At 63.9% G+C, this 20,079-nt stretch carries 19 protein-coding genes; 3 read left to right on the top strand and 16 right to left on the bottom strand.

The window, feature by feature from the left end; genetic code table 11:
* The first annotated feature begins 106 nt into the window (after positions 1 to 106).
* The 3 genes from AC0L2R_RS26360 to AC0L2R_RS26350 all read left to right on the top strand — a co-directional run bounded on the left by AC0L2R_RS26360 (position 107) and on the right by AC0L2R_RS26350 (position 3,847).
* Complete coding sequence (locus AC0L2R_RS26360) at positions 107 to 1,645, top strand: sugar ABC transporter ATP-binding protein (RefSeq protein ID WP_473512370.1); 1,539 nt, start codon at positions 107 to 109, stop codon at positions 1,643 to 1,645.
* On the top strand, positions 1,642 to 2,610 hold the full coding sequence (locus AC0L2R_RS26355) for an ABC transporter permease (protein ID WP_473512368.1): 969 nt from the start codon (positions 1,642 to 1,644) through the stop codon (positions 2,608 to 2,610). The genes AC0L2R_RS26360 and AC0L2R_RS26355 overlap by 4 nt, the downstream gene beginning before the upstream one ends.
* 256 nt (positions 2,611 to 2,866) lie before the next feature.
* The gene (locus AC0L2R_RS26350) at positions 2,867 to 3,847 is read left to right on the top strand and encodes an ABC transporter permease (RefSeq protein WP_023800493.1); all 981 of its coding nucleotides are present in this window, start codon (positions 2,867 to 2,869) and stop codon (positions 3,845 to 3,847) included.
* A gap of 216 nt (positions 3,848 to 4,063) precedes the next feature.
* On the opposite strand, the gene AC0L2R_RS26345 is transcribed toward AC0L2R_RS26350, so the two are convergent.
* From AC0L2R_RS26345 to AC0L2R_RS26270, 16 genes are all read right to left on the bottom strand, one after another.
* Positions 4,064 to 4,498, bottom strand: a complete 435-nt coding sequence (locus AC0L2R_RS26345; RefSeq protein WP_473512366.1) for an FKBP-type peptidyl-prolyl cis-trans isomerase — start codon at positions 4,496 to 4,498, stop codon at positions 4,064 to 4,066.
* 801 nt (positions 4,499 to 5,299) lie between these two features.
* Positions 5,300 to 6,106: a cytochrome c oxidase subunit 3 gene (locus AC0L2R_RS26340; RefSeq protein WP_091592351.1), complete on the bottom strand. Its 807-nt coding sequence runs from the start codon at positions 6,104 to 6,106 to the stop codon at positions 5,300 to 5,302.
* Positions 6,103 to 7,677: a cytochrome c oxidase subunit I gene (locus AC0L2R_RS26335; protein ID WP_473512365.1), complete on the bottom strand. Its 1,575-nt coding sequence runs from the start codon at positions 7,675 to 7,677 to the stop codon at positions 6,103 to 6,105. The genes AC0L2R_RS26340 and AC0L2R_RS26335 overlap by 4 nt, the downstream gene beginning before the upstream one ends.
* A complete protein-coding gene (coxB, locus tag AC0L2R_RS26330; RefSeq protein ID WP_473512363.1) occupies positions 7,674 to 8,498 on the bottom strand; it encodes a cytochrome c oxidase subunit II in 825 nt (274 codons plus the stop codon). Before coxB ends, AC0L2R_RS26335 begins: the two co-directional genes overlap by 4 nt.
* A 5-nt stretch (positions 8,499 to 8,503) precedes the next feature.
* Positions 8,504 to 10,117 (bottom strand): GMC family oxidoreductase, encoded by a 1,614-nt coding sequence (locus AC0L2R_RS26325; RefSeq protein WP_473512361.1) that lies wholly within the window; start codon positions 10,115 to 10,117, stop codon positions 8,504 to 8,506.
* Complete coding sequence (locus tag AC0L2R_RS26320; RefSeq protein ID WP_128173635.1) at positions 10,114 to 10,662, bottom strand: sugar dehydrogenase complex small subunit; 549 nt, start codon at positions 10,660 to 10,662, stop codon at positions 10,114 to 10,116. Before AC0L2R_RS26320 ends, AC0L2R_RS26325 begins: the two co-directional genes overlap by 4 nt.
* A 324-nt stretch (positions 10,663 to 10,986) precedes the next feature.
* Complete coding sequence (gene ampH / locus AC0L2R_RS26315) at positions 10,987 to 12,111, bottom strand: D-alanyl-D-alanine-carboxypeptidase/endopeptidase AmpH (RefSeq protein ID WP_473512359.1); 1,125 nt, start codon at positions 12,109 to 12,111, stop codon at positions 10,987 to 10,989.
* A 488-nt stretch (positions 12,112 to 12,599) separates the two neighbouring features.
* Positions 12,600 to 14,099 (bottom strand): helicase HerA domain-containing protein, encoded by a 1,500-nt coding sequence (locus tag AC0L2R_RS26310; RefSeq protein WP_473512357.1) that lies wholly within the window; start codon positions 14,097 to 14,099, stop codon positions 12,600 to 12,602.
* 105 nt (positions 14,100 to 14,204) lie between these two features.
* The gene (gene arsK / locus AC0L2R_RS26305) at positions 14,205 to 15,437 is read right to left on the bottom strand and encodes an arsenite efflux MFS transporter ArsK (protein WP_473512355.1); all 1,233 of its coding nucleotides are present in this window, start codon (positions 15,435 to 15,437) and stop codon (positions 14,205 to 14,207) included.
* Positions 15,434 to 16,867: an NAD(P)-binding domain-containing protein gene (locus AC0L2R_RS26300; protein ID WP_473512354.1), complete on the bottom strand. Its 1,434-nt coding sequence runs from the start codon at positions 16,865 to 16,867 to the stop codon at positions 15,434 to 15,436. The genes arsK and AC0L2R_RS26300 overlap by 4 nt, the downstream gene beginning before the upstream one ends.
* A gap of 51 nt (positions 16,868 to 16,918) precedes the next feature.
* Positions 16,919 to 17,239 carry an ArsR/SmtB family transcription factor gene (locus tag AC0L2R_RS26295; protein WP_127315183.1) on the bottom strand — a complete coding sequence of 107 codons (321 nt, stop codon included), beginning with the start codon at positions 17,237 to 17,239 and terminating at the stop codon, positions 16,919 to 16,921.
* 77 nt (positions 17,240 to 17,316) lie between these two features.
* Positions 17,317 to 18,045, bottom strand: a complete 729-nt coding sequence (gene arsH / locus AC0L2R_RS26290; RefSeq protein WP_473512353.1) for an arsenical resistance protein ArsH — start codon at positions 18,043 to 18,045, stop codon at positions 17,317 to 17,319.
* On the bottom strand, positions 18,038 to 18,460 hold the full coding sequence (gene arsC, locus AC0L2R_RS26285) for an arsenate reductase (glutaredoxin) (RefSeq protein ID WP_473512351.1): 423 nt from the start codon (positions 18,458 to 18,460) through the stop codon (positions 18,038 to 18,040). The genes arsH and arsC overlap by 8 nt, the downstream gene beginning before the upstream one ends.
* Positions 18,457 to 19,146, bottom strand: coding sequence for an aquaporin (locus AC0L2R_RS26280; RefSeq protein WP_473512350.1), 690 nt, complete (start codon positions 19,144 to 19,146; stop codon positions 18,457 to 18,459). The genes arsC and AC0L2R_RS26280 overlap by 4 nt, the downstream gene beginning before the upstream one ends.
* A gap of 4 nt (positions 19,147 to 19,150) precedes the next feature.
* A complete protein-coding gene (locus tag AC0L2R_RS26275) occupies positions 19,151 to 19,657 on the bottom strand; it encodes an arsenate reductase ArsC (protein WP_473512349.1) in 507 nt (168 codons plus the stop codon).
* Between the two features lie 16 nt (positions 19,658 to 19,673).
* Positions 19,674 to 20,006, bottom strand: coding sequence for an ArsR/SmtB family transcription factor (locus tag AC0L2R_RS26270; protein ID WP_077380823.1), 333 nt, complete (start codon positions 20,004 to 20,006; stop codon positions 19,674 to 19,676).
* Positions 20,007 to 20,079: the final 73 nt, after the last annotated feature.

Genomic DNA, 20,079 nt, shown 5'->3' with positions numbered 1-20,079 from the left:
CCTGGAACACCCCTCATCCGACCTCGCTTCGCGAGGCCACCTTCTCCCACAAGGGGAGAAGGCAAGATCGCCGTTTTAGACAACTTTGAACGAGAGCAACGCGATTTTGACCACCAACCCGCTCCTGGACGCCACCGGCGTTGTAAAAACCTACGGCGCCGTGGTGGCGTTGCGCAACGCGTCGCTGTCGGTCCTGCCGGGCGAGGTTCACGCCCTGATGGGCGCCAATGGCGCCGGCAAATCGACGCTGGTCAAAATCCTGACCGGCGCCATCCGCGCCGATGCCGGGCATATCCTGATCCGCGGCGAGACGCACGACGTGCGCTCGCCTGCCGATGCGCGCCGCGCCGGCCTGCTTCCGGTCTACCAGGAACCATCGCTCATCCCCGATCTCGACGTCGCCTCCAACCTTCGCCTGACCGACACGCCGGTCGAGCCGTTCCGCGCCTGGGTGCGCGAACTCGGCATTCCCGACCTCGACATACGCGACACCGCGCGCGACATCCCGCTTGCCGTGCTGCGCGTGCTCGATCTGGCGCGCGCGCTGGCGGTCGAGCCCGACGTTTTGCTGCTCGACGAGATGACCGCAGCATTGCCGGCTAACCTTGCCGAAAAGGTGCTTGAGGTCGTTCGCCGCCAGGGCGACAGCGGCCGTTCTGTGATCTTCATTTCCCACCGCTTTGTCGAGATATCGGCGCTTTGCGACCGTGCCACCGTGCTTCGCGACGGCGAGACCGTCGGCGTCGTCGACATCGAGCCGGGCGTCGAGGAGCGCATCGTCGAGATGATGCTCGGCGCCAAGGTCGAGAAGACGCGCGTGACGGCGCGCCAGGCGAGCCAGGCCGCTTCGCCTGGGAATAGCCGCGCGCGCCTCGGCGTGGCGAACCTTCGTGTCGGCACCAAGCTCAACGACGTCTCGTTCGACCTGGCGAATGGCGAGGTCGCTGGCGTCGTCGCGCTCGAGGGCCAAGGCCAGGACGAGCTGTTCGCCGCGCTCGCCGGCTCGATCCGCCCGTCCGGCGGCACGATCGAGGTGGACGGGCAGCCGGTGAAATTCGCGCATCCGGCCGATGCGATCCGCGCCGGCATCGCCTATGTGCCCGGCGACCGCACCGAAGCGCTGACCATGCAGCGCTCGGTGCGCGAAAACATCGCGCTCCCGTTCAGCGCCGCCTTGCGCAACTGGGGGCCGATCAACATGGCGCAGGAACGCTCAAGGATCGTCAGCGCGATCGAGCGTCTGCAGATCGACACCCGCGCCCAGCGCGAGGTGCAGCGGCTGTCCGGCGGCAACCAGCAGAAGGTGACGATCGCCCGCTGGATCGCCGCTGAGGCACAGACCATCCTCTGCTTCGACCCGACGCGCGGCATCGATGTCGGCACCAAGCAGGAGATTTACAAGCTGCTGCGCGAACTCGCCGACCAGGGCAAGTCGGTGCTGTTCTATACATCCGAACTCGAGGAGGTGCAGCGTGTCTGCGATCGCGTCATCGTCATCTTTGGGGGACGCGTCGTCGATGTCTTCCCCGTCGAACTCGCCGACGAGCCGGCACTGATGCGCGCCGCTTACGGCTTGCCGCGCGGCGCCAAGGTGGACGTCGGCATTCTTGCCGATATCCACTCGAGCCCGGTGGCGAAACCTTGACCCGCCTCGTCCGTCGTCAGGGCTGGGTCGCCGGCCTGCTCGTCCTGTTCGTGGTCCTGTTGGTGATCACCAGGCTCATCCAGCCGGGCTATGGCAGTGGCGATTTCGGCTCGCTGGTGCGCGCGGTGCTGCCTTACGCCTTTGCCGTGGCCGCCCAGACGATTGTCGTCATCGCCGGCGGCATCGACCTTTCCGTCGGCGCCATGATGGCGCTGACCAGCGTCACCGCCGCCTCGATGATGGACGGCGCCAGCGAGGAATACGCGTTTTTCGTCGTGCCGTTCGTGCTGGCCATGGGACTGGTCCTAGGCGCCGTCAACGGCATGCTGATCGTCGTCACCCGCGTGCCCGATATCGTCGTCACGCTGGCCACCCTGTTCGTCCTGCAGGGCGCGGCGCTGCTGGTGCTCGGCGCGCCCGGCGGCGCGGTCGCCGAATGGCTGCGGGCGACCATCGTCGGCACCGTCGCGATCCCGGGCTTGCCAGAAATCTCTGCCTGGATACCGAAGGCGCTGGTGCTTCTGGTCGTCTGCCTGTGCATCATCTGGATACCACTCAAGCGCTCAAAACTCGGCCTGTCGATCTACGCCATCGGCAGCAGCGAGCTCGCCGCATTTCGCAGCGGCGTGCCGGTCGCGCGCACCAAAATTATCGCCTATGCCCTGTCGGGGCTTTTCGCTGCCATGGGCGGGCTGGCGCTGACCATGAGCACAGGCATCGGCGCCCCTATTCCCGGCCCCTATCTTCTGGCCAGCGTGGCGGCGGTGGTGCTCGGCGGCGTAGCGCTTGGCGGCGGCAAGGGCGGCCTGCTCGGCCCGATCGTCGCCGTCTTCGTGCTGCGGCTGGTGCGCACCGACCTGACGCTCTTGGCCATCGATCCCAACGTCACCGCAATCATCGAGGGCGCGATCATGGTCGCCGTCGTCATGTTCGGCGCGTTTATTACCATGAGGGGGCGGCAATGATGAGCAATGGCGTAAGGCTGGTTTACGGAGTCGGCGATCCACGGCGCCCCCCTCTGTCCTGCCGGACATCTCCCCCACTTGGGGGGAGATCGGACGGCGCGACGGCTTTCGCCAATTGTCGACGTTGCAAGAATGAGCGAGGCGCCGAAGCTGCCAATCTCCCCACCCGTGGGGGAGATGTCCGGCAGGACAGAGGGGGGCGCCGTAGAACGCCATCCTCTCCTGGCATCGCGCCACCCCAATCGCGAGCAACCCCATGAGCACAACCGCGATCCAACCCGTCCCCTTCGGCCGCCGCCTGAAACGCTTCATGGCCGACCGGCCGCTGATCCCGCTGATCATCCTGCTGGTCATCCTGGTGGTGGTCCTGCAGATCCTGCGCCCCGGCATCGTCAACGAGCGGTGGCTCGCCAACACCGTCAAATTCGCCATCCCGCTGGCAATTCTGGCCGGATGCCAGACCATGACCATGTTGACCGGCGGCATCGATCTGTCGGTCGGAACCGTGGCGACGATGAGCGCCTTCATCATGGCGACGCAGGTCGTCAACCATGACCCGGCGGTGGCGATCCTGATCGCCTTGGTGCCGGCGGTGCTGATCGGCCTGGTCAACGGCATCGGCGTCGGCGTGTTTCGCGTGCACCCGCTGATCATGACGCTTGGCACCAGCCTGATCGGCACCGGCTGCCTGCAGGTCTATCAGCGCACCGTCATCGCTTCGGGCGCCAAGATTCCGCCCTTCCTGGCCTGGTTGGGCACTGGCCTCACCTATGGCGTGCCCAACGCGCTGCTGCTGTTCGTGCCCATCGCCGTCCTCATCGTCTTCACCTTGAACCGCACCGGCTTTGGCCGCCTGCTTTACGCAGTCGGCGACAATGAAGGCGCAGCGCGCCTGTCCGGCGTCCGCTACTGGCAGGTCATCACAGCGCTCTACGTCATCTCCAGCGTGCTCGCCGGCATCACCGGCCTGCTCTACATCGGCCTGATCAAGGCGCCGTCGCTGTCGCTGGCCGAGCCGCTGGTGCTGCCTTCGGTGGCCGCCGCGGTGATCGGCGGCACCTCGATCTTCGGCGGCCGCGGCGGCTACACCGGCACCATCATCGGCGCGCTGATCCTCACCGTGCTGACGACGCTGCTGACCATCCTGCAAATGCCGGAAGGCGCGCGGCGGATACTGTTCGGGCTGATCGTGCTGTTCGTCACGGCGGCGTATCTGCGGATTATTGAGGATCGGTAGGGGTGGAGGCTGGAGCCGGGGGGCTGCTTTTGACCGAAGCTTTGCGCGCTGTCGCATTAGATTAGATGCAGTGTCGAACCTTACGAATGTCGGCACGGTTTTGGCGATGGCCTAAGCGCGGAAAGCAGGGCGGCAGGCGGCACAAACCGCCGAAACCTCCGGCGGAAGTCCGTCACCCGAAATCATAGCCACCACGGCCCTGGCCGCATGGATACCCTACGCCGCCTGAACGATCTCGACCAGTTCAACGTCGAACACCAGATCCTTTCCGGCCAACGGATGATTGCCGTCGAGCTTGACGCTGGCGTCGTCGACGCCGACAACCGTCACCTGCATGGGGCGCCCTTCGGGGGTTCTGGCCTGCAATCGAGTACCGATATCGAGGTTGAGGTTGTCCGGCACCCTGGCGCGGTCGACGGTCATGACCGCTTCGGGGCGGTGGGGGCCATAGGCGGCGTCGGCGGGAACGGTGACGGTGCTTTTCGCGCCTTCCTCCATGCCCTCGACATGGGTCTCAAGGCCGGGGATCACTTGCCCTTCACCGAGCTTGAATTGCAGCGGTTCGCTGCCGGAAGAATCGAATTGAGTGCCGTCGGCTAGACGTCCAGTATAATTGATGCGCACGGTGTCGCCATTCTTGGCCTGTGTCATGGCAGTCATCCTTTGGGAGTTTTTGAGGGACCGGCCAGAGTTCACGGTCCCGTTTTCGATCATCCACGCACTAAGGTGCGCGGCGCGAAACTCTAAAACTAGGGGCTTGGCTGCCGATGTAAACCCACAATGCCGATTCAGCCACCTGCGTAAAGACAGGTCGCGGAGGCGGACTGGGATCTGTTCGCCAAGGATCTGGGGCGCGCATTTTTCGAGCATGCCGTGGCGACAGAGATTGCGAAGACTCTGATCGGCCACCCACCCCGCGGTTTTTGGCGTTTGCTGATGTTGAGCGACGTCAGCTTTCGCCCAAGCGCATCAACCTTCAACAGCCAACCTCCCCTGCTCCGCCTCCTCGGCATTAGGATCGCCCGGTGCCGTCGCCGGTCACCTGGCTCGTGTTCCAGCCGCGCAAGCCATGGCGAGTCGCTATGGCATCGTGCACGGAAGACGCCACCGCCTTTACGGCAAGTTCGTGATCAATTGAATGACGCTCTGCCATTGCGGCCCTCATCCTGAAACGCAACTTGCCTTTAGGCAAAACCACGGCCGCAATTCTTTTGCAACTACAGCTTGAGATATGCTTGGTCGATTGATGATCGAGGAGGGGAGCCACTACACTACTTGATCCTGCAGGAAACTGATCGACTATGGAGTAAGGTCACTTCCGCCAGAGGCAGCTCTTCTGGGTGCTTTTGAGTTTGCTTCTATGCAACTTTGAACCGCGAAGGCCCGCCCTCAGCGGGCTCCCAGATATGTTTCAGCAATGCCGATGCTAGTCGACGTCGCGTCGGCACGCTCCTAGCTGGCCCAGGCGTAGAAGACGGCGAACAGCAGAAGCCACACCGCATCGACAAAATGCCAGTACCAGGATGCCGCCGTCGGGATGAAGCCGGCGCCGCCGGCTGAGCGCGCGCGGATCACCCGATATGCGGCGATCGACAGCAACAAGATGCCGATAACGACGTGCAGGCCGTGGAAGCCAGTCGTAAGGAAGAAGATCGAGGGATAGACACCGTCGCGGAATCCCACCGAGGCGAGGCTGAATTCCCGAAGCTGAAGGCCGACGAACACGCCGCCGAGCGCGATCGCCACGGTAAGCCCGATAGCCGAAAGCTGCCATCGCTCTTTCAGAAGCCAGTCGTGCGCCGCTGCGACGCAGACCCCCGACGCGACGAGGATCACTGTGTTGAGAAGCGGGCCGCCCCAAGGGTCGTCGGGGCGCATCGGCGTAGGTGGCCATGAGCTGAACCCCGCGACCTCCGGATAGATCGCGTATCGTAGGTAGGCGGCGAACAAGGCGGCGAAGAACGCTACCTCGGACGCGATTAATGCGATGATCGCGATCCTCGGGCCAAAGGTGTTTTGCGGACCATTCGCACGCTCACCACTCGTCGCCCGCGACCACGCTGTCAGAGCGATGAACAATGGCAGAAGCCCCACCGCGATCACGAGCGGACCGAGTACCGCGATGCTGCCTGCCAGCGTGCCGAACAGCGACGGGTGGAAGAGCGCGAGACCGGCGCACGCTAGCAGGAACAGCGAGACAGCAATCGCGACAGGCCATCGGCCATCCGTGCCGCCGACCTCGGTGACAGTCTTGCTCACGCGCCTGCCTCCGCGCCCGCCGTGCCGCGCGCACGCGCCATCTCGGGATCGTCATCCCATTCATGCGTGAAAGCCGGACCCCACACATCGCGCGGGGCCAGCGCGCCACGCCGCAGCGAGACCGCAAGCATCACCAGGAACAGCAGCGTGGAGGCGAGCGCGAGCACAGCGCCGAGCGACGCAATCATATTCCAGCCCAAGAAACCGTCCGGATAATCCGCGATGCGCCGTGGCATTCCTGCCAGTCCGAGGAAATGCATCGGGAAAAACAGAACGTTGGTGCCGATGAAGAAGCACCAGAAATGCAGCCGTCCAACCCACTCCGGGAACATGCGTCCGGTCATGCGCGGAAACCAGTAATAGAAGCCGGCGAAGATCGCATAGGTCGCGCCGAGGCTCAGCACATAGTGGAAATGCGCGACGACGTAGTAGGTGTTGTGCAGCACTTGATCCGCGCCGGCATTGGCAAGCACGATCCCCGTCGTGCCGCCGACCGTGAACATGATGATGAAGCCCAGCGCCCACAGCATCGGCACGGTGAGGCGGATCGACCCGCCCCACATAGTGGCAATCCAGGCGAACACCTTGATGCCGGTCGGCACCGCGATCACCATCGAGGCCAGCGTGAAGAAGGCACGCGGCGCGAAGCCGCCACCGACGGTGAACATATGGTGCGCCCAGACGATGAAACCCAGCGCCGCAATTGATGCCATCGCCAGCACCATGCCGGGATAACCGAAAATCGGGCGCCCTGAGAACCGCGAGACGATCTGGCTGATGATGCCGAAGGCCGGCAGGATCATGATGTAGACCTCCGGATGGCCGAAGAACCAGAAGAGGTTCATGAACAGCATCGGGTCTCCGCCGCCGGCTGGATCGAAAAAGGCGCCGCCGAAATTGCGGTCGGCAAGCAGCATCGCCAGCGCGGCCGCCAGCACCGGCATGGCGAGAAGCAGCATCAGCGACGAAATCAGGATCGACCACACGAACAGCGGCATGCCGAACAGCGGCAAGCGATCCTCGCGCATGTTGAGGATGGTAGTGACGAAATTGATCGCGCTGATCACGGAAGAAATGCCGGCCAAGTGCAGCGCGAGGATCGTCATGTCGACCGACGGTCCGGGCTGGCCGTCTATGCCCGACAGCGGCGGATAGAGGCTCCAGCCGGTACCCGTTCCGTCGCCGACCAGCAGCGATCCAATCAGCATGATCAAGGACAGCGGCAGTAACCAGAAGCCGAGACTGTTCAGTCCCGGAAAGGCCATGTCGCGCGCACCGATCATCAGCGGGACGAACCAGTTACCGAAGCCGCCGATCAACGCCGGCATCACCATGTAGAAGATCATGATCAGGCCATGCGCGGTGATCAGCGCGTTCCAGGACTGGCCGTTGACGACATAGTCCATGCCCGGCTGCGCCAGTTCGAGCCGCATGTAGCCCGAGATCGCGCCACCCAGCGTCCCCGCCATGATCGCGAATCCGAGATAAAGCGTGCCGATCGCCTTATGGTCGGTGGTGAACAGCCAAGCCGCAATCGACCGGCCATCGCGCCTATGTTCGGTAGCGCTCATTTCGCCACCTGCGCTGATATAGTCGCGGCGCTGACGACCGGATATCGCGTTGCAGCGTCCCGCACCCAGGCGTCGAAATCAGGCTGCGCCATGGCCTCGATCGCGATCGGCATGAAGGAGTGGTTCAGACCGCAGATCTGGTTGCACTGCCCGTAATAGATGCCCGGCTTCTCGACGCGTGTCCAGGTTTCGTTGAGGCGCCCGGGCATGGCGTAAATCTGTAGGCCCAGTGCCGGCATGAAGAAGGAGTGCACGACGTCCGACGATGTCACCTGTATGCGCACGACAGCGCCGACCGGGACAACCATGCGATTGTCGACCGCTAGCAGACGCGGTTCACCGGCCGGAACGGAGGCCGGCGGCAACATGATGGAATCGTATGCGAAGCCGCCATTGTCGGGATAGGAATAACGCCAGAACCACTGATGGCCGCTGGCCTTTATCGTCAACTGTGCGTCGGGAATATCGCTCTCATAGGCGAGCAGCTGGAGCGACGGCGCGGCGATCGCGCCCAGCACCAGCACCGGCGCGATAGTCCAGCCGAATTCCAGCCAGGGCATGCGCGTGACTTTTGACGCCGTGGGGTGGCGGCTCGCCCGGAAGCGCAAGAGCGCGAAACCGATCAGCATGGCGACGAGCGCGACGATGCAGACGCCGATCAGCAATATGTGGTCGTGCAGCGCAACGATCCGCTCCTTCGTCTCCGAGGCTGAGACGCCGAAACTTGTCTGCCAGTTCGCCGGCGCCTGCGCCAAGCCGTGCCGTGCGTCGAGCATCATTGCGGAGACAAAACCGAGGAAAACAGTGCCCCGCCCGCGCATGACATCTACGCCTTCAGCAGGGAGATGAGATGCGCGCCGAGGCGCGCACTGAGCGCCGCAATGGTGAGCGTGGGCGCATTCGCCGTGATGGACGGGAAGACGGACGAGCCAACGATGTAGAGGTTTGGATGGTCGTGGCTCTTCAGGTCCCTGTCGACGACCGAGGTGAGCGGGTCATCTCCCATGCGTGTCGTGCCGCCCATGATCGCGCTGTCAGCGATCGGGCCGAGCTGCTTGATCTGCGTGGCGCCGAGTGCAGCCATGAGCTTGTTCTGCACATCGCGCGCGACCGCCAGCCCGCGCGCCGTGTAGTCGTCAGACTTGAAGGCGATGTTCGGCCGCGGAATGCCGATCCCGTCCATCTGATTGCTCAGCGTCACGCGATTGTCCGGATTGGGAAGCATTTCGGCAGAGCTGCCAATGATCAGCTCCCGCGCGACGTGCGAACGGACTGCCGCCTTCAGCGCATCGCCGCGCAGGCCCTGTTTGATGAAGGTCGTCGCAGCCTGGAACGGACCGACCGCCCGCGCCCAGCCCTCGTTGGAAGGCGAGATGCCGATGGCGGCACGCTCGTTGCGGAAATCGCCGTCCCGAAGCTCGGCAATGCCACCGGTCGAGACCGGTCCGCGATAGGTGAACACGGGATCCCTGGTCAGTCCCTGAATGCCGACATCGATCTGCGACAGCAGATTGCGGCCGACCTGGTCGGAACTGTTCGCCACGCCCGTCGGCGCATTGTCTCCCGTCGAAAGCAGTAGCAGCTTTGGCGTCTCAATGGTATGCGCCGCGATGACCACAATTTTTCCGGTCGCGCTGCCCTCGCTGCGATCTGGGCGACGGTAACGCACTTCGGCAATGCGTTTGTCCGGACCGACGACTAGCTCGTGCACCACGGCCTGCGGCTCGACATGCGCGCTGGCGCGCTCCGCGATGGCGAGATGATGCGTCGCGTCGTACTTCGCCTGGATGGGGCAGATCGGCACGCAACTCGCATTGCCGCAGCATTGCGGGCGGCCATCCCGCCACACCGAATTGCGCGCCTGTGGAAATGGCAACACCGAGTAGCCGAGCGCCTTGGCAGCGATGCCGACCTGCTTGTCGGCATAGGTCATGGGGATCGGTGGCATCGGAAACGACTTTGAGCGCGGCGCGCCGAAATCGGCGGTGTCGTCGCCCGCGACGCCGATCTCTTCCTCGGCGGCCTGATACCACGGCTCCATGTCGCCATAGGCGATAGGCCAATCGACGCCGACGCCGAACTTCGAGTGCATCTTGAAATCGTTTGGCCGGAACCGCGCGGCGAGCCCGCCCCAGTGCCACGTGGTGCCGCCGACGATCCTCGCCTGCTGTCCCCTAAAGGTGTCCGGCCCAGCCTCGACATAGTAGGCGGAGAAGTCGGATTCTTCCGGCTGCGGCGCATAGGGCTGGTCGGGGTAAGGCGAGTTCTGGCCCTTCGCGGACGAGTACTGGAATCGTGTCACAGCGGTGCCGCGATCGACGCGCGGTCCCGCCTCGAGGAACAGCACGCTGAACCCTGCTTTCGCGATAGCCGCGCCGGCAAGCGCCGCGGCTACGCCTGAACCGACAAACACGACATCGGCGGACGCCGGCGCGGTCATTCGGAAAACCGTCCGGGCGGTGGTGCGTTCGCCCACGCGCCAAAATTCGTGTCGCATCGCGTCGGCGGCTTGGTGTAACCGCAGGCATGCCAGACGAACGCATCGAGATAGGTAAGGACGCGTTCTTCCGAGCCGTGCATGATGCTACCCGTATACCAGGCTTGGATGAGCGATTCCGACAGCGGTTTCAGCCCCGCCGACGCAATCGCGCTGTCCCATTCTGTCTCGGGCTGTTCCGTCACGATCGCATGCAGTTTTCCGAGATCGGCGGCGTCAGCGGAGAATGCCTGCAGGAACAATTCCGGCAGCGTGGCGTCGCTCGGCGACATGCCCGTCAGTATGCCTGTCAATTCGCGAAACGCGCCGGGCTCGATCGCGCTGCTCAAGGCGACCTGGCTACGGGCCGCGGCGGGCAATCCGAAGAATGCTGCGAGCGTCGAGACGGCAATGAGAAGCTCGCGTCGCCGCACTGTTGCCGACGCAGAATGATGCGCCGCCGGCTGACCTACCTGCTTGGGCAGACGCGCATCGTCACTGCCAGCCATCGGTACCCTCAAGGCGAGCCTCTGCTGAAACAACCAGGCCGCACGCTATCTGAAGCTACGGCTCAATCTGAGCTTGGTCAATCGACCCTTTCAAGCTCAGAACAGTCGAGCCAGAGAGCTCCACATTTGAGATCAAAAGCGCCGCTTGGGCCTGACCTTGCACGCGGCGACCTATCCATGCGGTGGTCGTCCTCAGGAGGGAATAACTAAGCCGTCGGCCGGAAATAGCCGATGTCGAGCTTGCCTTGCCACCAAACATGCGGTCCGTCAGGCCCCCTCCACAGCGTTAATCATCGCGCACGTTCCCCCTGATCAGCGCGAAAATCAGCGTGGAGCGATCTCTGCGACGAGATCGTTCGTCGTCTTGACCCCCGCCATGAAGCCGGCGGCATTGAATTGGTTCATGACGAAGAAAGCGCCGACGCCGCGTGTCGGTGCAATCGCAACATAGAGAAACATCCCTTGCAGGCCGCCGCTCTTCTGGAGGATGAGCGGGCTATGCTCGGTGGGGAGCATGATGACCCATCCGAGACCCATGGCGTCCATCGGGCCGCCGTCATCCAGCCCCACCACCGACCCGAGACCGTCCCGGTACAAAAAAGCCGCGTGGTTCAAAAGCCGCAACTCGGCATCGGTCGCAGAAGGCTTGTTCTCGACATGCCAGTTCATCCAGCGCAGCAGGTCGTCCGCGGTCGAGTACAATCCACCGGCGCACTCCATGGCTGTGCTCGTCGGCACGATGGGCATGGCGCTGCCGTCGAAGTTATGGCCCTGCATCAGGCGCGGCTCGTCCTCCGATCTTGCGTTGAAAACCGTGTCTTTCATGCCGAGAGGATCGAGGACACGCTCCCGAAGGAGCTCGGCATAAGGCTTTCCAGAGACATTCGCGAGCGCCACTCCAAGGAGGTCGTATCCGAAGTTCGAATAGAGAACGGCGGTGCCCGGCGCGAACAGCAGCGGATTGTCCTTGAGGGCGGCAATCTGCGCCTCTTTGGTGTTCGTAGAGAAGGGGTCGGAGGGGGGCGCATCGGCCACTGGCACCTCCCGCGGAAGGCCGGAAGCTTGCGCGACGAGATCGATCAGCCGGAGGGCGCGGCCATCCTTCTCAGGGAGCGTGACGTCCCAGCCAAGGCGATCCTGCAGCCGGTCGGTGAGCTGTACCTTGCCGTCGATCGCCAGCGAGGAAAGCACACTGCCGCAGAACACCTTGCTCACGGATGCGATGCGGAACATTGTATCGCCGTCGGGCACTTTTTCACTCCCGTCGGCAATCTTGCCGAAACCGGCCAAGGCCGTCTCGCCGTTGCGCACGGCGCCGAAGATCAGGCCAGGCACTTCGGTGGAGAGATACAGGATCGTACCGTTGAACTGCACCGCTTCCGTCAGCAGCTTGTCCTCGGCATGTCCAGAAGAGGGAACGGCTGCGATTGCCGTCAAAGCGATGGCCATAAGTCGGCGCGATCGAGACAAACGCATTGCCGAAATCCTTTGATGAAGCTGCAGAATAAAATCTTCGGAAAAAGGGCCGCCGCGTAGTATCTTACCATCTCTCCAGAAGCAGGGGATGTCAACAGAATGAACCGAAGGGGGTAATCGGCGGCGGTAGCGTAGTTTCGGCGGCTATTTGCGCTACAGTGCTGCCGTATTTCTTGTCATTCGTCAGTTGATCGGGGCTGATCTCTTCATTAGCAAACCGACCCGCGGGTAATTTAGAAGATATGTGAAGCGCCGTCGGCAGGAGGGAGTGCTGTAGCGTCGAACAATTTACAATAGGCGGATCTGCGTCGCGCCAATCGTCGGCGTATGATGAAGACCGGGCAGAAGAGCTGTGGCGAGCCAAGGCCCTAGCTGCGCAAAAAAGACTCGCCGCTGTACCTGCCGCTTGGCCATACATCGCCTTGATGCGTGGCATTTCCCTTGCGCGCTCGGCCGCCGCCTCACACAGCCAAACGCCCCTGCTCCACCTCCGCAGCACCGGGATCCCCCGGCGCCGTCGCCCAGGCCAATTCCACCAGCGTCACCGTCCGCCTTCCAACCCCGTCGAGCTGGCAGACGATCAGCCCCTGCTCTTCGATATAGGTCAGCAGGCGCCGGGCGCGGCGCAGCGAGTGCGAGCCGTAGGCGCGGGCGATCGCCGCGTCGCTCGGGCAGGGCCAGCCCTCCTTCGCCGCGCGGGCGATCATCATGAACACGCCTTGCATATCCTCGGGCAGCAGCGAGGCTCGCGCCGAGACGTCCTGCCAGGCGTCATCCCCTGCCATGTCGGAGCCGAGGCCGGCGCGGGCGCGCGTCAGCATGCGGCGAAAGGCGGGCAGGTCCGGCACCACCGAGGCGAGGCCTTCTATCCGGCAGCGGACCACGAACTCCTGATAAAGCACGCCGATGACCCGGAAGCCCGCGTCGGGCTGCGCCAGAACGGCGCGCAGGACACGGTCGACGCGCTCACGCCGCTCCGCCAAATCCTCGGCGCTGATCGGCGGCTCCGCCGGTTCGGGGCGGATTTCCAGCGCCGCCGACTTCGCCGCCATCAGCTGATCGAGAAGGTCCGGCGACGACCGGCGCTGCGGCCGGACAGTTTCCGGCGGCGGGGCTGCCAGGATGATGGCGCGTGCGTCCTCAAGGGCTGCTTCCGGCAGCGGCATCAGCCGCGGCGTGCCATTGCGCGGACTTGTGTCGGTCGGGCCGATACGCAAGCCGAGCGGACGGCGCGACAGCGCCGGGCCGAGCGCCATGAATTGCCCGCGCTCCAGGTCGCGAAAAGCCTCCGCCTGGCGCCGCTCCATGCCCAAAAGGTCGGCGGCGCGCGCCATGTCGATATCGAGAAAAGTCCGGCCCATGAGGAAATTGGAAGCCTCGGCGGCGACATTCTTGGCGAGCTTGGCCAGCCGCTGAGTGGCGATGATGCCGGCAAGCCCGCGTTTGCGGCCTCGGCACATCAGGTTCGTCATGGCGCCAAGCGAGAGCTTGCGCGCCTCGTCGGAAACCTCGCCGGCCACAGCCGGCGCGAACAGCTGCGCCTCGTCCACCACCACCAGCATCGGGTACCAGTGGTCGCGAGCGACCTCAAAAAGCCCGCCAAGGAAGGCGGCGGCGCGGCGCATCTGGTTCTCGGCGTCGAGCCCCTCGAGATTGAGCACCGTGGAGACGCGGTGGATGCGCGCCCGCTCGCCGGCGCTCTGCAGGCCGCGCTCGGTATGCTCCTCGGCATCGATCACCAAGTGGCCGAACCGGTCGCCCAGCGAGACGAAGTCGCCTTCGGGGTCGATGATGGTCTGCTGCACCCAAGGGGCACTCTGCTCCAGCAGCCGGCGCAGCAGATGGGATTTGCCGGAGCCCGAATTGCCCTGCACCAAAAGGCGCGTCGCCAGCAGCTCCTCAAGATCCAGCGCCGCCGGGGCGCCTGCGGTCGTGTGGCCCATCTCGATCGCAACGGTCATGTCTCGACTCTCCTTAGGGAGAGGGCTTATCAACCGCATCACAGCCCGTCGAGCGCCGATGGCCGGCGGTTTCGGGTTGCGCACAGCTCGACGCTGCGCGCGGCGTCAGTTCGTTGACGTAAGCATCACAGGCGCGAGGGGCTGCCGTCTGATCAGGATGATTGCCGAGAAAGCCAGTATGCCGAGCATGCCTGCTGCAGCGGTGAACCAGAGCGATGGCTGGACGCCCAAGCCTGCCATCGCCATGGCAAGGGCAAATGGCGCAAGTGCTGAAGAGAACTGACGCGCGGCCGTCACCCAGCCGAGCCGGGCGCCGTAGCGCTCCCGTCCGAACAGTTCCAGCGGCAGCGTGCCACCGACGATGCTGGTAAGGCCCGAGCCCAATCCAAACAGGATGACGAAGGCGATGGCGCCGGCCACCGACGGTGTCGTCGCCAGCAGGACGACAAGGCCGAGCGGCAACAATGTCGCGCCGATCACCGCGAGCCAGGTCTGCGCCAGCCGGCCGCCGAACAGCATGTTGATCAGCCGGCTTGCCACCTGGGACGGGCCGAAAAGCGTGGTGACGACAAGCCCGGCGGAGCCAAGCCCGAGCGCCGCCGTCAGCGGCACCATGTGAACGAGGATCGAGGACAGCACAAAACCCTCGATCGCGAAGCCGCCAAGCATGAGTAGAAACACTCTGCTGCGGTCGCGCGCGGTGAAGGCAACCGGCCCGCCCGCCGGCCCAATGGCCGCAGGTGTCGCCGAAGCGTTTTTGTCCACTCGACGCGACAGTCGTGCCAGCCAGGCATGGATGGGCAAGCAGATGGCGACGTTGATGCCGGCAAAGACCAGATAGACCTCGCGCCAGCTCAGGTATTCGTGAAGTGCGGCCGTCAGCGGCCAGAACAGGGTGGAGGCGAAGCCGGCGATCAGCGTCAGATGGGTGATGCTGCGCTGCGCCCTGGCGCCGCCGATCTGGACGATGGCGACGAAAGCGGCGCTGTAGAGCACGAAAGCGGACGCCAGTTCCATGACCATCAAGGCCAGCACGAAGCTCACCCGGCCGGGTGCTATCGCGCAAGCGACAAGCGCTGCTGCGGCCGCAAGCGAACCAAAGGTCATCACCCGGCCGGCGCCGAAACGATCGGCCCAGCGCCCGGCTGTCGGCGCAAACAGGCCACCCGCCAGCAGCGACGCCGACAGGGCGCCGAAAACCCATTGTTCCGGCCAGGCGAACTCGAGCGCGATCGACGGCACCAGGATACTAAAACTGTAATAGAGCGTGCCGTAGCCGATGATCTGCGTCAGCCCCAACGCCCAGAGTGCGGCAGCCGGGATTTTCCGGTCGATCATGGAGCGGCGATCTCAAGATCGCCGCTGCGCACTGCTGCGATTGCTTGCGTGCTGCCACAGCCGCACCCAGACTTGCCGCTCGCCTTTGCCTTGGCATCGTCGACGCAACAGGCATCGACAGCAGCCGGCACGGGTCCGCCGCAGCAACCTTGGGACGACGCGCCTGAAAGTGACACCGGCACCGTGCAGACGCCGGTTTTGGGCAACACCAGCTGCACGGCATCGGCGGCAGCCATGTCGCCGGCGATCGCCGCGGCGACCGAGCGGACCTGCTCATAGCCGGTCAGCAGCAAGAATGTCGGCGCCCGGCCATAGCTTTTGACGCCGACCGTGTAGAAATCGGGCTCTGGGTGGCTGAGCTCGCGATGACCATGCGGCGGGACATCGCCGCATGAGTGCTCGTTGGGATCGATGAGCGGTCCGAGCGCCTTGACGCCTTCGAGCCACGGATCGAGGTCCAGCCGAAGCTCCCGGGTCAAGGCAAGATCGGGGCGCTGCCCCGTCGCGGCAATGATCCTGTCGACGGGGTCGAGCGTGCGCAACCCGTCCTTTGCCTGGCCTTCGACAGCGAGGCGGCCGTCGACCTCACGGATAGCAACAATCGCAAAGCCGGTCACCAGCCGCACCCGGCCACTCTCGGCGAGCTCCCGGACATCCGAACCAAGCTCGCCGCGCGCCGGCAGGGCGTCGGCATCGCCGCCGCCATAGATGCGGACAAGGTCGGTGCCGCGTGTCACCCATAGTGCCGAAGTGCCCGGTTCGGTTTGCGCAAGCTTCGCCAATTCCAGCAAGGCATTGGCAGCGGAATGGCCGGCGCCGACCACCAATGTCGTGCGACCTGCATAGAGATGACAGTCGCGGCCGAGAACATTTGGGATGCCGTAGGCGATGCGGTCGCCAAATTCCCTCTCACCTTCGGCCGGCAAGCCACCCGCACCGAGCGGGTTCGGCGTCTGCCAGGTGCCGGATGCATCGATCACGGCACGGGCGCTGTCCCGGCGCGTGCCTTCCACCGTTTCGACCACAAGCATGAACGGCCGCGTCTCCCGCGCCTTGCTCAACACCTTGTCGGCTCCCCAGCGGGAAATGGCGACAACACAGGCATTGGTCTCAATCGACGGCGCCAGTTCGGCAAGCTTGGCCAGCGGCGCGAGATACTGGTCGACGATCTCATCGGCGGTGGGGAACGCCTCCGGCTCCGGCATTTGCCAGCCATGGCTCTCGAGAAGTTTTCGGGCGACCGCATCGACACAATAACGCCATGGCGTGAAAACCCGGACATGACCCCAATCCCGAAGGTTCGAGCCGACAGAAGAACCAGCCTCGTAAACCCTAACCGGAAGGCCACGGCTGACCAGTTGGGCGGCCGCCGCCAGGCCAACAGGTCCGCCGCCGATGATAGCGATCGGGAGATCGTTTTCAGAAACCATGACACCCCTTCTATGTTTCTAGGATTATAGAAATACCAGTCAAAAAAAGAGTTATGCAGCCGCCTCCCCGACAGCCGGGCCGCATGCGGCATCGGCACAACATTCATCGGCAAGAAAGCCAAGGAGATCGTTCATCACAGGGTAATTGGCACGGCAAATCAGCGTCGTTGCCTGGCGTTCCTGGGTGACCAGGCCGGTCAGGATGAGCCGGTGGAGATGATGCGACAGCGTCGACGCAGCGATGCCGAGGGCTTCTTGGAGATAACCGACCGGTCTCCCGGTTTCGCCTGCCCGCACCAGCGTGCGATAAAGCTTGAGCCGCGTCGGATTGCCGAGCGCTTCGAGCTGTTTTGCTGCTTGTTCGAGTTTCATGGAAACAAGGTAGCGCTGAGACAACGCCGCGTCAATACCTATTTCGAAAATTATCGAATTAGCAACCACACCCGCTCTCAAATCGACCGCTGATTGACCCGCTCGGCAACCGCTTCGGCGCTTTCGACACGCTCTGAATAACGGTCCTTGAGATGGGCGGACCGATCGCGCAAGAGCAGCGTGAACTTCATCAGCTCCTCCATCACGTCGACGATCCTGTTATAGTACGGCGACGGCTTCATGCGGCCGGCCTCGTCGAACTCGTTGAAAGCCTTGGCTACCGACGACTGGTTGGGGATGGTGATCATCCGCATCCAGCGGCCGACGAGACGAAGCTGGTTGACGGCGTTGAAACTCTGCGAGCCGCCCGACACCTGCATCACCGCGAGCGTGCGGCCCTGCGTCGTCCTGACGCCGCCGGCCGACAGCGGCAGCCAGTCGATCTGCGCCTTCATCACTCCGGTCATCGAGCCATGCCGCTCCGGCGAGCACCAGACCTGTGCTTCCGACCAGATCGACAGGTCTCGCAGCTCCTGGACTTTGGCGTGGTCGGCCGAGGTCGAATCCGGCAGCGGCAGGCCGGCGGGATTGTAGATGCGCACCTCGGCGCCCAGGCGGCGCAAAATGCGAGCTGCCTCCTCCGTCGCAAGCCGCGAATAGGACCGCTCGCGCAGCGAGCCGTAGAGCATCAGCACGCGAGGTTTGTGGATCGACCGCGGCACGTCGAGCAGCGCCTGCAGGTCGATCGGCCGGAACTGGTCTTCGTCGACGTTCGGAAGCGAGTCTTCGGACACTAGGTCAGGCAACGCGCTTGCCCTGCGCATCGATGACGACGTCGCCGTCTTCCTTGGTGAACGGCCCGATCTCAGGATTGGGCAGGATGTCGAGAACCGCTTCGGACGGCCGAGCAAGCATGGTGCCAAGCGGCGTCACGACGATCGGCCGGTTGATCAGGATCGGATGCGCTAGCATGAAATCGACGATCTCGTCGTCGGTCCATTTGGGATCGCCGAGATTGAGCTCGGCGTAAGGCGTGCCCTTCTCGCGCAGCAATTGGCGCGGCGTCATCCCCATCGCCGCGATCAGCTCGACCAGCCGTTCACGCGACGGCGGGTTTTTCAGATACTCGATCACCTCAGGCTCTTCGCCGGACTGCCGGATGATGGCGAGCGTGTTGCGCGAGGTGCCGCAGTTGGGATTGTGGTAGATGGTGATGGTCATTTCGCGGCTCTCATCTGTCTGATTGGCTTGGGTTCAGCGAGCAGCCATCCTGCCAACGCCATCGCAAGCAGCGCGCCCAGCAGCTCGGCGACAATAAACCCCGACAGATCTATCGGCCGGATGCCCGCGAAGGTGTTGGAAACCGCCCGGGCAATGGCGACTGCCGGATTGGCAAACGAGGTCGAGGCCGTGAACCAATAGGCCGCGGTGATGTAGAGGCCGACCAGCCATGGAATGGCATCCGAACGGAAGCGAAGACCGGCGAGAATGGTGAAGACCAGGCCGAAGGCGGCCACCAGTTCCGCAATCCATTGTCCGTTTCCGGTCCGCACGGTTTGCGAGATCTGGAGAATTGGCAGTTCGAACATGGCGTGCGCCAGCAGCGTTCCGGCGATGCCGCCGGCAATCTGGGCGATCACATAGGCCAGTGCAGCGTTCGCTTCGATTTCCCGCCTGAGGGCAAAAACCAGCGTCACCGCCGGATTGAAATGCGCCCCGGAAATCGGTCCGAGTATGGTGATCAGCACCACCAAAATCGCTCCAGTCGGCAGCGTGTTGCCGAGCAGGGAGAGACCCACATCGTCCGTCAGACGATCCGCCATGATGCCGGAGCCGACGACCGTCGCGACCAGCATTGCCGTGCCGAGCGCTTCCGCGACGATGCGGCGGGACAGGTCAGCCGCCATGATGTCAGCCGGCCTTCGGCAGATCGCGGCCGATTTCATCGAGCCGTTTCTGCAGGGCGAGCTTGTCGATCGTGTTCATCGGCAGGCTGACGAAGATCGAGATCCGGTTGTTGAGCATGCGATAGGCTTCGGCAAAGGCCAGATGCTTTTCGGCGTCGGTGCCGTCCACGGCGGCCGGGTCGGGCACGCCCCAATGCGCGGTCATCGGCTGTCCCGGCCAGACCGGGCAGGCTTCATTGGCCGCGTTGTCGCAGACGGTGAAAACGAAATTCATCTCGGGGGCGCCAGGAGCCGCGAATTCCTGCCAGTCTTTTGAGCGGGCGAAGGACGTGTCGTGGTTGAGGGTTTTCAACAGCTGGAGCGCGTAGGGATGGACCTCTCCCTTCGGGTGCGATCCGGCCGAATGGGCCCTGAACTTGCCGGCGCCGACACGGTTGAGGATCGCTTCGGCAAGGATCGACCGTGCCGAATTGCCGGTGCACAGGAAAAGCACGTTGTAAGGGTCATTCATGGGGTGGTCCTCCCTTCTAGCAGTTGCAAGTCACGGCCTGAATGACCGGCTGGCAGAGCTCCGGCGCGCCGTTGCAGCAATCCTCCATGAGATAGGCAAGCAGATCGCGAAAGCCGGTCATGTCGGCGACGTAGCGGATCGTCCGGCCGTCGCGCTCGGCGCGGACCAGGCCGGCATGGTCGAGGACCTTCAGATGCGCCGACATGGTGTTCTGCACCGCACCGAGGCGCGCGGCGATCTCGCCGGCTGGCACACCGTCCGCGCCCGCCCGCACCAGCAGGCGAAACACTTCGAGCCTGGTGTCCTGGCCAAGCGCTGCCAATGCGAGAAGAGCGGTGTTCTTATCCATGTATCCTAGAATCCGGAATTATCGATGTATATGGCGGGTATGTGACAACCAGATGACAGAGGCAGGAGGCTCA

The sequence above is a fragment of the Mesorhizobium sp. WSM4820 genome (assembly GCF_055811075.1).
This window is presented reverse-complemented; position numbering and strand designations above follow the sequence as displayed.